The organism is Kitasatospora sp. NPDC092286 (assembly GCF_044755565.1).
Taxonomy (GTDB): Bacteria; Actinomycetota; Actinomycetes; order Streptomycetales; family Streptomycetaceae; genus Kitasatospora.
This window is the reverse complement of sequence record NZ_JBIVRD010000005.1, coordinates 82,613-94,966: the sequence shown is the minus strand read 5'-3', so window position 1 is coordinate 94,966 and position 12,354 is coordinate 82,613. Positions and strand designations below refer to the sequence as shown.

The window sequence follows — 12,354 nt, the reverse complement described above, 5'->3', positions numbered from 1 at the left end:
TCGATGCGTGGCGTGGGTGGGGGCGCTCAGCTGGCGAAGAGCCGGGCCTCCGCGCGTTCGTGCCGGCCCGACATGGCGTCGGCGACGAAGACGGTCGCGCCGACGTCGGCGAGTTCGCGGCGCACGGCCAGCTCCGCGGTCTCCTCGATCACGGGGGCCGCGCCCCGCAGCAGCCGCTGGGCGCGGCGGTGGTCGGTCAGCCGCAGCCGCAGGGCCGCGCCCGCGAAGCTGGCGCAGAAGGCGAACAGGTCGGCCGTGACGGCTTCGCGGACGGGTACCGCGGTGGCCGCGTAGACGACGCCGGCGACCACCGCCTGGGTGCCCGGGGCGGCCCGGCCGAGGACCGTCCGGTGGTAGGCGGTGATCTCCGGCCGGTCGAAGACCTCCTCGGCGAGATCGAGCAGCTGGCGTCCGGTGCGGGTGGCCGCGCGACGCATCTCGCTGTTCAGCTTGGTCGCGTACAGATACCGGTCGATCTCGGCCACGCGCTCCGGCGCGCCCTCGCCCACGGCGCGGTGGGCGAGGGCCAGGGCCGTGGCGTCGGAGGGGCCGACACCGTGCCGCAGCAGGTCCGCCAGCAGCAGCGGCAGGGTGTCCTGGTCCACGGCCCGGGCCTGCGCGAAGCCCTCCAGACTGTGGGAGAGCGTGTAGAAGCCGCTAGGAAACGCCGAGTCGGCCAGCTGCAGGCTGACGAGCAGGGTTGCGAGCCCCGGCCGGTCCCCGGCGGGTACGGCGGCCGGTCCGGCCGTGCCGCCGGGATCCGCACAGCCGGGATCCGCGCGGCCGGGGTTCGCGCGGCCGGGGGCCGTGCCGTTGAGCGCCCTGTGCTCCGCGCTCCCCGTGGACACCGGCGCTACACCAGGAAGAACAGCTGGTTGAGCGGAAGCTCCCGGGCGGGCTCGATGGTGGCGATCTCGCCGTCCAGGGTGACCTTGTAGGTCTCCGGATCGACCTCGATCCGCGGCAGCGCGTCGTTGCGGAGCATGTTGCCCTTCCCCAGGGCGCGGGTGCGGTGCACCGGCAGCACCCGGCGCTTGAGGTCGAGTTCGGCGGGGACGCCGGCGGCGATACCGGCCTGCGACATGAAGGTCACGTGGTTGGCCTGCAGGGCCCGTCCCGCCATGCCGAACGTGGGCCGGTAGTAGACCGGTTGCGGGGTCGGCAGGGAGGCGTTGGGGTCGCCCATCTGCGCCCACGAGATGATTCCGCCCTTGATCACCATCTTCGGCTTGGCGGCGAAGGAGTGGATCGGCCAGAGCACGATGTCGGCGAGCTTGCCGGGCTCGATCGAGCCGATGTAGTCGCTGATGCCGGTGGCGATCGCCGGGTTGATGGTCACCTTGGCCAGGTAGCGCAGCACCCGCTGGTTGTCGTTGCGCTCACCGTCCTCGGCGAGCTTCCCGCGCTTGTCCTTGCAGTGGTGCGCGACCTGGAACGCGCGGGTGAAGGACTCGCCGACCCGGCCCATGGCCTGCGAGTCCGAGGAGATGATGCTGATCACTCCGAGGTCGTGCAGGACCGTCTCGGCGGCGATGGTCTCGGCGCGGACCCGGCTGTCGGCGAAGGAGACGTCCTCGGGGATGTCGTGGCTCAGATGGTGGCAGACCATCACCATGTCCAGCAGCTCGTCCACGGAGTTCGACGTGTAGGGGAGCGTCGGGTTGGTGGACGCGGGCAGGATGTTCGGCTCGCCCGCGACCCGGATGATGTCGGGTGCGTGTCCGCCGCCGGCGCCCTCGCTGTGGAAGGTGTGGATGGTCCGGCCGTCGATCGCGGAGCGGGTGTCCTCGAAGAAGCCCGCCTCGTTCAGGGTGTCGGTGTGGATCGAGACCTGTACGTCGTGAAGGTCCGCGACGGCGAGCGCGTTGTCGATCACGGCCGGGGTCGCACCCCAGTCCTCGTGCACCTTCAGCCCGCAGACGCCGGCCTCGATCTGCTCGACCAGCGCGGCCGGCAGGCTGCCGTTGCCCTTGCCCATCAGACCGATGTTCACCGGCATGGCCTCGCAGGCCTGCAGCATTCTGCCGATGTTGTACGGGCCCGGCGTACAGGTGGTGCCGTTGGTGCCGTCGGTCGGTCCGGTGCCACCACCGATGAGCGTGGTGATCCCGTTGGTCAGCGCGTGCTCGGCCTGCTGCGGCGCGATCAGGTGCACATGGGTGTCGATGGCGCCCGCGGTGGCGATCAGGTGCTCCCCGGCGATCACCTCGGTGCCGGCGCCGATCACCAGGCGCGGGTCGACGTTGCGCTGGGTCAGCGGGTTGCCGGACTTGCCGATTCCCGCGATGAAGCCGTCCTTGATCCCGATGTCGCACTTGACCACGCCCACGACCGGGTCGATGACCACGACATTGGTGATCACCGTGTCCAGCGCGCCCTGGGCCGCGGTGGCCTGCGGATCCGAGGCCATGCCGTCGCGCATGGTCTTCCCGCCCCCGTAGAGCACCTCGTCGCCGTAGTTGCCCTCGTTGAAGTCCCGCTCCACCTCGACCACGAGGTTGGTGTCGGCCAGGTGGAACCGGTCCCCGACGGTGGGGCCGAACATGTCGGTGTACTGCTTGCGCGGCAGGATCGGCATCAGCGGGAGCCCTTCTTGTGGGACGAGGAGGTGTGAACGGTGGTGGTGTCCGCCTCGGCGGCGCCGTCCGTGCCGTCCGCGTCGGCCGCGGCGTTCTGGGCGCCCTGGAAGCCGAGCTCGATCGCCCTGCGGACCGCCTCCACCCTGGCCGGCTGGGAGGCGGTGCTTCCGTTGAGCAGTCCGCTGAAGCCCAGCAGGCGGCCGGTGCCCGAGTAGGTGCAGAGCTCCACCTCCTTGGTGTCGCCGGCCTCGAATCGCACGGCGGTGCCGGCGGGGATGTTCAGGTGCATGCCGAGGGTCTGCCGGCGATCGAAGGAGAGAGCCGAGTTGACCTCGAAGAAGTGGAAGTGTGAGCCGACCTGCACCGCGCGGTCCCCCGTGTTGCGGACCGTGACGGTGAGCGTGGGGCGGCCGGCGTTGAGCTCGATCTGCCCCTCGCCGTAGAGGTATTTCTGGCGGAACGTCATGTGGTGCTCCTTCCGGTCGGGTGGGCGTGGGCGGCGTGCCCCTGGCCTTCCCCGTGCTGGTTCTGGTGGTCCTGCTCGCGGCGGTGGTCGTGCCGGTGGCCGTGGCCGTACTGGTCGCCGTGCCCGTCGTGGTGCCGGTCGTCGGGTCCGTCGTCGTGCCGGTGCTCGTGGCTGTGCCCGTGGCCGGCCGCCAGCCCTTCGGCGATGCCGTCCGCACCCCGCTGGTACCGGCGCTGCCAGGCGTCCGCGGCCCGGGACCGGAGCACCTGGGCCAGCCCGGAGGGCGTGAGGAGCGGCCCGGGGCAGTGGGCCGCCGGGGGCGGCCGGGGCACGACGAACGCGGCGGGCAGCAAGGTCACCTGGGCGGCGCCCAGCCGCCGGCAGCGGCGGGCCCCGGCGGCCGGGTCCGGATCGCCGCCGGTCAGCCCGACCTCGACGATGCGGTGGCGGCCGTACTGCCAGACCAGCCGGGCGATCCGGTACAGCTCCGCGTCCTCGGACGGCCCGCCGGTGGGCGCGGTGACGAGCAGCGCCGTCTCCGCCGGCAGCCGGCTCGCCGCAGCCCGCAGCCAGCCGACGAGGTGCTCCGCGGTGCCGAACGGCTCGGACAGGACCACCCTGGCGCGCTCCCCGGGCTCCAGCGCGAGCAGGGTCCGCGCGGCGTCCGCGACCAGCGCGGGATCGCGCCCCAGGGTCATCGGCACGACGCAGAGGCGCTCCTGGTCGCGCAGCCGCTCGCGGACCAGCCGGAACAGCCGCCGGCCGGTGCCGACCGGCAGCACCCCCGGGATCCCCTCCAGCGCCTCGCCGTTCGCGCTCTCGTGACCGCACACGGCGACCACCGGATCCTGGTTCCCGAGCCGGTGCACCCGGCTCAGCCGCCGATGGGGTCGTGGCAGGAGACCAGCTTCGTGCCGTCCACGAAGGACGCCTCGACCTGCAGCAGCCCGAGCATCTCGCGCACGCCCGGCATGGTGTCCGCCGGGCCGAGCACCGTCCGGCCGAGTGCCATGCAGTCGGCGACGCTCCTGCCGTCCCGGGCCGCCTCCAGGATCGCCTCGGTGATCAGGGCCACCGATTCGCTGTAGTTGAGCTTCAGCCCGCGCCCCTGGCGCTTGCGGGCCAGGTCCGCCACCACATAGACGTGCAGCTTGTCGAGCTCACGCGGAGCAAGGTTCATCGTCGGTACCTCCTGGGCTGTGGTTCACCGCTGATGGGCAAGGGGCCGGCGGTGCGGTGGGATGTGGTGTGGTGTGGTGTGGTGCGGTGGGCGTCGGGGCGTCACCCCGCCCGCTCAAGCCGCGACAGCTGGGGGACGGCCGCCAGCAGCACCCAGGTCGTCAGGATGAACGGCCAGGTGAAGGTGTGGCCGCCGAACGGCTTGAAGAACGAGGTCAGAGAGGCGGTCAGCCCGGTCGAGACGGCCGCTCCGAACAGGGCGTAGCAGCCGTTCCAGACGGTGCGGCGAAGGAACACGGCGCCGAGCGCGATGCCGACCAGGACGGCGTTGTAGCCGTAGATGCCGTCGGCGATCAGCGTGGTCGGCGCGCCGAGCGCCCAGGCGGCCAGGATGCCGACGGCGCTGCCCGCGGCGGCGAACGCCACCACCGCCCAGCCAGCCACCGCGAGACCGGCGAGCATGATGAGCCCCGACCTCCAGTCGTTCACCAGGAAGACCTGCGACACGTTGGTGAGGAAGCCGTGCCACAGGTCGCCCCAGGTGATCCCGGTGCCGCCCGTGGTCGTCGTCGTCACGGCGGCGGTCGGAGCGCCGTGCCAGATCCGGTCGAAGGACGGCGCGGCGAGCACCATCACGCCGGAGACCAGGCAGAACGGCGCGGTGAGCGCCGTGAGCCCGTACGGCGCGAGCAGCGTCGTCAGGGCGGCCGTCAGCAGGGTGCAGACGGCGGCCCCGGCGATCGCGAGGAGATAGGTCGAGAGGTGGTCGCCGAGCGAGGTCACCAGCGCGATGCCGGTGAGGCAGCCGCTGTAGCCCTGCAGGCCGAGGGCGACGCTGCCGCGTTCCGCGCCGAGGAGCATCGCCACCGCGGTGGAGACCGCGGTACCGATGGTGGCGAAGAGCCCGACGCGCCAGCCGGCCGTCCAGAGGGCCGCGAGGATCAACGCGCTCGTCACGAGGTTCGCCTGAAGGTCGACCTGGCCGACGCCGCGCAGGGCGGCGGCGGCGACCGCCGCCGGCCGGAGGCCGGTCGGCTGCTGTTCCACGGGCCCGGCGGACGGCACAGGGGGCTCCAGGATCGACGGGAAGGGGACCGGTCGCAACGGTAGGTGACGATTTATGGGCATTGCGTGATATTTGACGGCATGTTGCCGTCCGGCGATCGGATCCGGTGAGCATCGGTCGGCGACTGCGCTGATCGAGTCACGACGGCGCCCGCTGCCGTGATTCGGTGTCGCCTCCCCGGCCGGGCTGCTTAACGTGCCGGTGTGCTCCTGACCCCTGATCTGCGCCGGCACGGCCACCCCGACCACTCACCGGCCGGACGGGGAGCGACGCTCGCCGCCGTGGCCCTCGGCGGGGCCCTGGGAGCCGCCGCGCGCTACGGCGCGGGGCGCCTCTGGCCCGTCCCTCCCGGGGCCTTTCCCTGGACGACGCTGGTGGTCAACGTCGTCGGCTGCGCCCTCATGGGCGCCCTGATGGTCACCACGAAGGAGCGCTTCCCCCGGGCGCCCGCGCTGCTCGGGCCCATGATCGGCACCGGCGTGCTGGGCGGCTTCACCACCTTCTCGACCTACATCAACCAGACGCGCCTGCTCCTCGACCGGGGTGACGGCACGGTGGCGGCCGGCTACCTGGTGCTCACCGCGGTCGCCGCGCCGGCCGGTGTCTGGCTCGGGGTCCTCGTCGCCCGTCTCGCCTTCGGGATCTCCGTCAGAGCCGGGGAGGCCGGGTGATCGTCGACTGGCTGCTCGTCCTCGCCGGTGCGGCCGTCGGAGCGCCGGTGCGCTACCTCACCGGCGTCGCGGTGAAGCGGCGGGTCGACTCCGCCTTCCCCTGGGGCACGTTCGCGGTCAACGTGGCCGCGCCCTTCGTCCTGGGGCTGGTGGTCGAGGGCGGCGCCGAGCACGCCATCGGCGACCGGGCGGAGCTGCTGATCGCCTCCGGCTTCTGCGGGGCCCTGTCCACCTGGTCGACCTTCTCCTACGAACTGCTGACGCTGGTCTCCGTGCGCCGGGTCGCGACGGCGGCCGCCTATCTCTGCGCCAGCCTGGCCGCGGGTCTGGCCTTCTGCTACGCGGGGGCCGCGCTGGCACGCGGGATCTGGGCGCCGTGAACGGACCCGCGGCCCTCGGCGGACGGCCCGGTGCGCAGGGCGAGGGTCAGCCGCGGGTGAGGAGGCGGGCCTCGTCCTCGGGGGAGAAGCCGTGGCCGAGGGGCGGCTCGCCGCGGGCGCGGTCCCAGGCCAGGACGTCGGCGGCGGTCACGGCGAGCGGGGTGGCGGGCAGGCCGGCGGCGCGGGCGCGGGCCGGGCTGCGCCGCTGGGCCGGCCAGAGCGGTTCGGCGTGGACGAGCGGGAAGAACGGGGGCGCGGTGTCGGCCGGGACGGGGACGATCTCGACCTGGGCGCCCGCCACCTCGGCGCAGGTGGTGATCAGCCCGGCCAGGGTGGTCGGTTCGGCCGGGCCGACGGCGTGGAAGGCCCCGGGGCGGTCGTCCTCCAGCAGACGGACCACCAGCCGGGCGAGGTCGCGGGAGTCGACGAGCTGGACCGGCTGCTCGGGCCGGCCGGGCAGCGCGACCCGGCCACCGCGCGCGGCCCGCCGCACCCAGTAGGTGAGCCCGGACTGCGGGTCGTGGGGGCCGGCGACCTTGCCGGGCCGCACGATCGTCGCCCGGCCGCCGTACCGGGCGGTCACGTCGTCCTCGCAGGCCGCCTTGAGCGGGCCGTAGGTGTCCTCGCTCAGCTCCTCGGTGTCGCGCACCGGGGCGCGGCGCGGGGTGGACTCGTCCGAGCCCGGACCGGTGCGGGTGTACACCGCCTGGCTGGAGATGAACAGGTACCGGCCGACCCGGTCGCCGAGCGCGTCCATCGCCTGCCCGACGTGGCGCGGCAGATACCCGCTCACGTCGACCACGGCGTCCCAGCGGCCGGTGCCCAGGGCCGCGTAGTCGCCGGTGTCGCGGTCGCCGATCAGCCGGGCGGCGGCGGGGAACAGGTCGCGGCCGGTCCGGCCCCGGGTGAACAGGGTGACCTCGGCGCCGGTGCGCAGGGCGTCGTCGACGATCGCCCGGCCGACGAAGGAGGTGCCGCCCAGGACGAGGATTCGCATGGCGCCGACGGTAGCGGCACCGGCGCGGCCGTGTCGACGCGTCCGGCGGTCCGGCCGCTACCCGGAAAGTCGTACGCCGCGGGAAGGATGACAGGGCGAAAGTCGGTGTGCGACGCTGCACCGGCGCGTGATCGAGCGTGTGGCGGAGGGGACCGGGGGCACCGCATGAACGACGACGTACCGCCGAGCACGCCCCGGCGGTCCCGGCGTGGCGGCCACCGGCAGGGGAGCGCACGGGTGCCGGGCGTCCTGCTGGTCGTCGTCGGCCTGGTGGTCGCCGCCTCGGCGCTCCGGCCGGACGGCGGACTGCTGGGGACGGGCACCGAGCCGCCGCTCGGCAGCATCGGGTTCGTCGTCCTGCTCGCCCTCGGCTGGGTGATCGTCGTCGGCCGCTTCGCCTCCGGCCTCCGCGAGGAGGTCCGCCGGCTGACCGGGCCGACGCCATGGGCCGAACGCCTGCGGACGGCCGCCGTCGTGCTGCTGGCGGGCGGGACCGTCGCCGTGCCGGTGCTGCTGTTCGTCTTCCACAACCGGACCACCACCGGCGGGCCGGTCGCCGATGCGCCCCTGACCGGCCTGGGGCCCTGGACGGCCACGCCGGTACCGACGCCGCCACCGCCGCCGGCGCCCGAGGAGTCGGGCACGGTGAACCTGGCCGTCGTCCTGCTGGTCGTCCTGGCCGCGGTGGTGGCGGCCGTGCTGGTGGCCGCCCTGGTGCGGGGGTGGCGGCGGCTGCGCCTCCCCGGGCCCGGGTCGCGGACCGCGCCGGCCGTCGGCCCGGCGCGCGCCGAGGACGTCCTCGCCGAGGCCGTCGCCACCGGACGGCGCGCGTTGCACGGCGGCGACGCCCGGGCCGCGGTGATCGCCTGCTACGCCGCGATGGAGGGCTCGCTGGCGGCCTCCGGTGTCGCCCGCCACGCCTCCGACAGCCCGACCGAGCTGCTGGAACGGGCGGTGGCGGACGACCGGGTCGACCCGGTCCAGGCACGCGCCCTCACCGCGCTGTTCCACGAGGCCAGGTACTCGACCCACCCGATGGACGACAGCCAGGTACGCCGGGCCAGGACGGCCCTCGACACCATCGCCGACCGCCTGGCGGACCGGCCGGCCGCCGGTACGGCCGGCGCGGGCCCCACCGACCCGACCGGGAGCCGTCGATGAGCACAGATCCCGCCCGGAGCGCCGGTCCCGCCCGGCCGGGGGACGGCCCGGACCACGACGGCCTGGCCGCGCCCGGTTCCGTCCGGCACAGCCTGATCGAGCTGGGGCTCGTCGCCGTCGCGGCCGAGATCCTGTTCGCCCTGGTCGGCGGGGTGGCCGCGGCCGGCGCCGGAGCGGTGCTGATGGCCGTCGCCGCCCTGGTGACCGGCCGGTACGTCGCCGGGGCGGGCTTCCTGGACGTGGGCCTGCGCAGCCGTCAGCGGGTGATGGACGCGCGGGAGCCCGGGCTCGGCGACTGGCACTGGACCGTCCGCCACGGGCTCGACCCGCAGGGCGACGGCGGGCCGTTGCGCGGCCGGCTCCAACGGCTGTTCGCCGCCCGGCTGTCGGAGCGGCACGGGCTCTCACTCACAGACGACCGCGACCGGGCCGCCGCGCTGATCGGCGCCGGGCTCTGGCCCTGGATCGATCCGAGCCGCCCGGCACCGGCCGAGATCTTCCCCGAACCGGTCGTCCGCGCCCTGGTCGACCGTCTCGAATCCCTGTAGCCACCGCGCAGTCGCCGCACCCCCGGCGGCCGCCCGCACCGACCCATCGCCCCTCAGGAGAGCCATGACCGCCGTTCCCCAGGCCCCCGTCGACCCGGGCGCCGACCACGCCCCGGACAGCCCCGCCGACCGGCCCGCGCTGACGCCGCAGCAGGCCGGGAAGCGCGCCAACGCGGTGGTGGCGGAGATCGAACGGGCCGTGGTCGGCAAGCCCGAGGCGCTCCGACTGGTCATGTTCGGGGTGCTGGCCGGCGGGCACGTCCTGATCGAGGACCTGCCCGGGCTCGGCAAGACCCTGCTGGCGCGCTCCTTCGCGACCACCCTCGGCCTCGACTTCCGCCGGATCCAGTTCACCCCCGACCTGCTGCCCTCGGACGTCTCCGGTGCGCCGTTCTACGACCGGAGCAGCGGTGAGATGGTCTTCCGGCCGGGCCCGCTCTTCACCCAGCTGCTGCTGGCCGACGAGATCAACCGCACCCCGCCGAAGACCCAGGCCGCGCTGCTGGAGGCGATGGCCGAGGGACAGGTCTCCGTCGACGGCGCCACCCGCCGGCTGCCGGAGCCGTTCGTGGTGATCGCCACCGCCAACCCGATCGAGTACGAGGGCACCTACAGCCTGCCGGAGGCCCAGCTCGACCGCTTCCTGCTGCGGGTGCGGATGGGATACCTCTCCACCGGCCTGGAGGCCGCGATGCTGCGGGCCCGGCTGGACCGGGCGGCCCCCGAGCCGGTGCTGGAGACCATCGGCTCCGCCGCCGAACTGCTCGCCATGCGGGCCGCGCTGGAGCAGGTCGAGGTCGACGACGACCTGGTCGAGTACGTGGTCGCGCTGATCGACGCCACCCGCAACGACCAGCAGATCCAGGTCGGCGCCTCGCCGCGCGGGGGTCTCGCGCTGGTGCAGCTGGCCCGGGCCCGCGCGATGCTGGAGGGCCGTGACTTCCTGACCCCGGAGGACGTCAAGGCGGTCGCCGTCCCCGCCCTCGCCCACCGCATCACGCTCAAGCCCGAACTGTGGGTGCGCCAGATCGAGGCGGACGACGTCCTGGCCCGCCTGGTCGCGTCCGTTCCGGCCCCGCGGACCCTGCCGCGCGCGGCCGGGAGCGCGGACACCCGGTCGTCGGATCGGCTGCCGGACGGGCCGCGGTGAGCGCCGGGCGCCCCGTCCGCCGACTCGCCGCGCCGGCGGAGGGAGGTCCACCGGGCCCCGGCGCCCGGCGCACCGGCTTCCGCACCGGCCTCCGGTCCCGCCTCCGCACCGGCCTCCGCCCAGGCCGCCGCCTCGAACCGCGCGGCGACCGCCGGACCGGCTGGGACGCCGACCGGGACGCCGACCGGGACGCCGACCTGCGTACCGCCCGGATCCTGGCCCGGAGCGCCGAGGCGGCGCCGGCCGGCCTGCCGAGCACCCCGCCCTCCCCGCACTGGCGGGCCGGTGAGCGGACCCTGCGCCTGCTCACCGTGGCCGCCGTCGCGGCCGCCGCCGCGCTGGCCACCGGACACGCCTGGCTGCTGGCCCTCGCGGCCGGTCCCGCCGTGCTGCTCGCCCTGGCGGCCCCCGGGCGCGACAGGCCGACCCGGCTCGCCACCGTGGGCACGGCCGAGCCGCGCCGCTGCTTCGAGGGCGAGCGGATCACCGTCCGGATCACCGTGGAGCACGACGGGGAGATCGGCCCGCTCGACCCCACCGCCGCCCTCGGTCCGGGGCTGACCCTGGAGTCCGTGGCCGTCGGCCGCGCCGGGGTCGACCTCGGCCTGCGGGCCGACCGCTGGGGCCGCTGGACGCTGGGCAGCGTCGACCTCGACGTCTACGACACCGGGGGCCTGACCCGGCGGACCGTCCGGACCGAGCTCGGCGCGGTGGACGTCTTCCCGGTGCCCGGTGCGGCCCGGCTCACTCCCGTCCCGGTCCGCCTCCCGGAGCGGATCGGCGAGCACACCACGGCGCACGACGGCACCGGCGTCGAGGTGATCGGCGTCCGCCCGTACGTCCCGGGCGAGCGCCAGCGGCGCATCCACTGGCCGTCCACCACCCGCCGCGACAGCATCCAGATCAACCAGTTCGCCGCCGAGCGGGCCGCGGACGCGGTCGTCCTGCTGGACGCGCTGAGCGACTTCCGCGACCCGGCCACCGGTCTGTCGAGCCTGGACGAGACCCTGCGCGCGGCCGCCGGGCTGACCCGTGCCTACCTGAGCCGCCACGACCGGGTCGGGCTGATCGCGGTCGGCGGCCGGCTGCGCTGGCTCGCCGCGGGCAGCGGGGACCGGCATTTCTACCGGATGGTCGAGGCCGTGCTGGAGGTCCGCCAGGACCGCCGCCGGCGCGGACCCGTCCTCCCGCGGCTCCCGCTGCCCGCACTGCCGGGCCACGCCCTGGTGTACGCGTTCACCTCGCTCGCCGACCAGCGGATCCTGGAGGTGCTCGGCCGGGTCAGCGACCGCGGCAACCCGCTCGTCGTGGTGGAGATCCCGGCGGGCGAGCCGACGGTGGAGCCCGGGGACGAGGTCGGCGCCCTGGCCCTGCGGCTCTGGCACGCCGAGCGCGAGGCGATGCGCTCCGCCCTGCGCGGCCGGGGCATTCCGGTGGCCCGGTACACCCCGGGCGAGGCGCTCGACCTGGCGCTCGCACCACTGCTGCGCCGCCGGATCCGAGGAGGGGCCCGATGACCGAGACCACCGCCGACGCCGGGCCCGCCCCCGGGGTACGGCCCTCGCCCTCGTGGGCCCCGTGGATCGAGCAGACCGCCCTGCGCTGCACCGGCGCCGCCCTGGCGGTCGCCGCCTGCGGAGTGGACGGCGCCCCGGGCGGCGTACTGGACCGGGGCGGGCCCGCCGCCGTGGCGGCCGCCGCCGTTCTCGCCGTCTGGGCCGCCGCACCGCCCGCCGGCCCGGCGCGCCCGGCGACCACCTGGCCCGCCCGGTTCGCCGGGCAGCGCACCACCGTGCTCGCGGTCGGGTCCGTCCTGCTGGCGTGCTCCGGCGAACCGTCGCTCTGGCCGGCCGTGACGGTGACCGTCCTGCTCACCGGCTATCTGCTGCTCGTCGACGCCTTCGGCCCGGACCGCCGCGGCCCCCGGCCGGCGCACGCCCTCGCGGCGGTCGCCGCGTCCGCCCTGGTCCTGCCGGCCGCGTTCGTCCCGACCACCGCGGGCGAGTGGTCGCGCCCCTTCGCGCTGCTCGGCCTGCTGGCCGCCGCCATCGGCACCGGTCTGGCACTGCGGCCCCGTACGGCGGGGACCCCGCCGCCGGAGTGACCTGGCCCGCCGCCCCGGACCGGCCGGCCAGATTGACCGGGCGGAACGGGCGG

At 75.2% G+C, this 12,354-nt stretch carries 14 protein-coding genes; 7 read left to right on the top strand and 7 right to left on the bottom strand.

Annotated features, from left to right (window positions below):
* Positions 1-26: 26 nt before the first annotated feature.
* The 6 genes from ACIQIB_RS07045 to ACIQIB_RS07020 all read right to left on the bottom strand — a co-directional run bounded on the left by ACIQIB_RS07045 (position 27) and on the right by ACIQIB_RS07020 (position 5,271).
* Positions 27-848 carry an urease accessory protein UreF gene (locus ACIQIB_RS07045; RefSeq protein WP_400757122.1) on the bottom strand — a complete coding sequence of 274 codons (822 nt, stop codon included), beginning with the start codon at positions 846-848 and terminating at the stop codon, positions 27-29.
* Between the two features lie 5 nt (positions 849-853).
* Complete coding sequence (ureC, locus tag ACIQIB_RS07040; protein WP_363604943.1) at positions 854-2,578, bottom strand: urease subunit alpha; 1,725 nt, start codon at positions 2,576-2,578, stop codon at positions 854-856.
* Entirely contained in the window at positions 2,578-3,045 is a 468-nt protein-coding gene (locus ACIQIB_RS07035; RefSeq protein ID WP_363604942.1) for an urease subunit beta, read from the bottom strand. The genes ureC and ACIQIB_RS07035 overlap by 1 nt, the downstream gene beginning before the upstream one ends.
* On the bottom strand, positions 3,042-3,878 hold the full coding sequence (locus tag ACIQIB_RS07030) for a cobalamin biosynthesis protein CbiX (RefSeq protein WP_363604941.1): 837 nt from the start codon (positions 3,876-3,878) through the stop codon (positions 3,042-3,044). Before ACIQIB_RS07030 ends, ACIQIB_RS07035 begins: the two co-directional genes overlap by 4 nt.
* 41 nt (positions 3,879-3,919) lie before the next feature.
* Positions 3,920-4,225 (bottom strand): urease subunit gamma, encoded by a 306-nt coding sequence (locus tag ACIQIB_RS07025; protein ID WP_400757121.1) that lies wholly within the window; start codon positions 4,223-4,225, stop codon positions 3,920-3,922.
* A gap of 101 nt (positions 4,226-4,326) precedes the next feature.
* A complete protein-coding gene (locus ACIQIB_RS07020; RefSeq protein ID WP_400757119.1) occupies positions 4,327-5,271 on the bottom strand; it encodes an urea transporter in 945 nt (314 codons plus the stop codon).
* 222 nt (positions 5,272-5,493) lie between these two features.
* Between ACIQIB_RS07020 and ACIQIB_RS07015 the strand changes: the two genes are divergently transcribed.
* Positions 5,494-5,961 carry a fluoride efflux transporter FluC gene (locus ACIQIB_RS07015; RefSeq protein WP_400757118.1) on the top strand — a complete coding sequence of 156 codons (468 nt, stop codon included), beginning with the start codon at positions 5,494-5,496 and terminating at the stop codon, positions 5,959-5,961.
* Positions 5,961-6,341 (top strand): fluoride efflux transporter CrcB, encoded by a 381-nt coding sequence (gene crcB, locus ACIQIB_RS07010; RefSeq protein WP_363605156.1) that lies wholly within the window; start codon positions 5,961-5,963, stop codon positions 6,339-6,341. The genes ACIQIB_RS07015 and crcB overlap by 1 nt, the downstream gene beginning before the upstream one ends.
* 46 nt (positions 6,342-6,387) lie before the next feature.
* Here crcB and ACIQIB_RS07005 read toward each other — a convergent pair whose 3' ends face one another.
* Complete coding sequence (locus ACIQIB_RS07005; RefSeq protein ID WP_400757116.1) at positions 6,388-7,338, bottom strand: NAD-dependent epimerase/dehydratase family protein; 951 nt, start codon at positions 7,336-7,338, stop codon at positions 6,388-6,390.
* A gap of 165 nt (positions 7,339-7,503) precedes the next feature.
* Between ACIQIB_RS07005 and ACIQIB_RS07000 the strand changes: the two genes are divergently transcribed.
* The 5 genes from ACIQIB_RS07000 (at position 7,504) to ACIQIB_RS06980 (ending at position 12,301) form a co-directional block, all read left to right on the top strand.
* Complete coding sequence (locus ACIQIB_RS07000) at positions 7,504-8,499, top strand: DUF4129 domain-containing protein (protein WP_400757115.1); 996 nt, start codon at positions 7,504-7,506, stop codon at positions 8,497-8,499.
* Entirely contained in the window at positions 8,496-9,047 is a 552-nt protein-coding gene (locus ACIQIB_RS06995) for a hypothetical protein (protein WP_363604934.1), read from the top strand. The genes ACIQIB_RS07000 and ACIQIB_RS06995 overlap by 4 nt, the downstream gene beginning before the upstream one ends.
* Before the next feature lie 64 nt (positions 9,048-9,111).
* Positions 9,112-10,197 (top strand): AAA family ATPase, encoded by a 1,086-nt coding sequence (locus tag ACIQIB_RS06990; RefSeq protein WP_400757114.1) that lies wholly within the window; start codon positions 9,112-9,114, stop codon positions 10,195-10,197.
* A complete protein-coding gene (locus tag ACIQIB_RS06985; RefSeq protein ID WP_400757113.1) occupies positions 10,194-11,714 on the top strand; it encodes a DUF58 domain-containing protein in 1,521 nt (506 codons plus the stop codon). The genes ACIQIB_RS06990 and ACIQIB_RS06985 overlap by 4 nt, the downstream gene beginning before the upstream one ends.
* Positions 11,711-12,301, top strand: coding sequence for a hypothetical protein (locus tag ACIQIB_RS06980; protein ID WP_400757111.1), 591 nt, complete (start codon positions 11,711-11,713; stop codon positions 12,299-12,301). Before ACIQIB_RS06985 ends, ACIQIB_RS06980 begins: the two co-directional genes overlap by 4 nt.
* Positions 12,302-12,354: the final 53 nt, after the last annotated feature.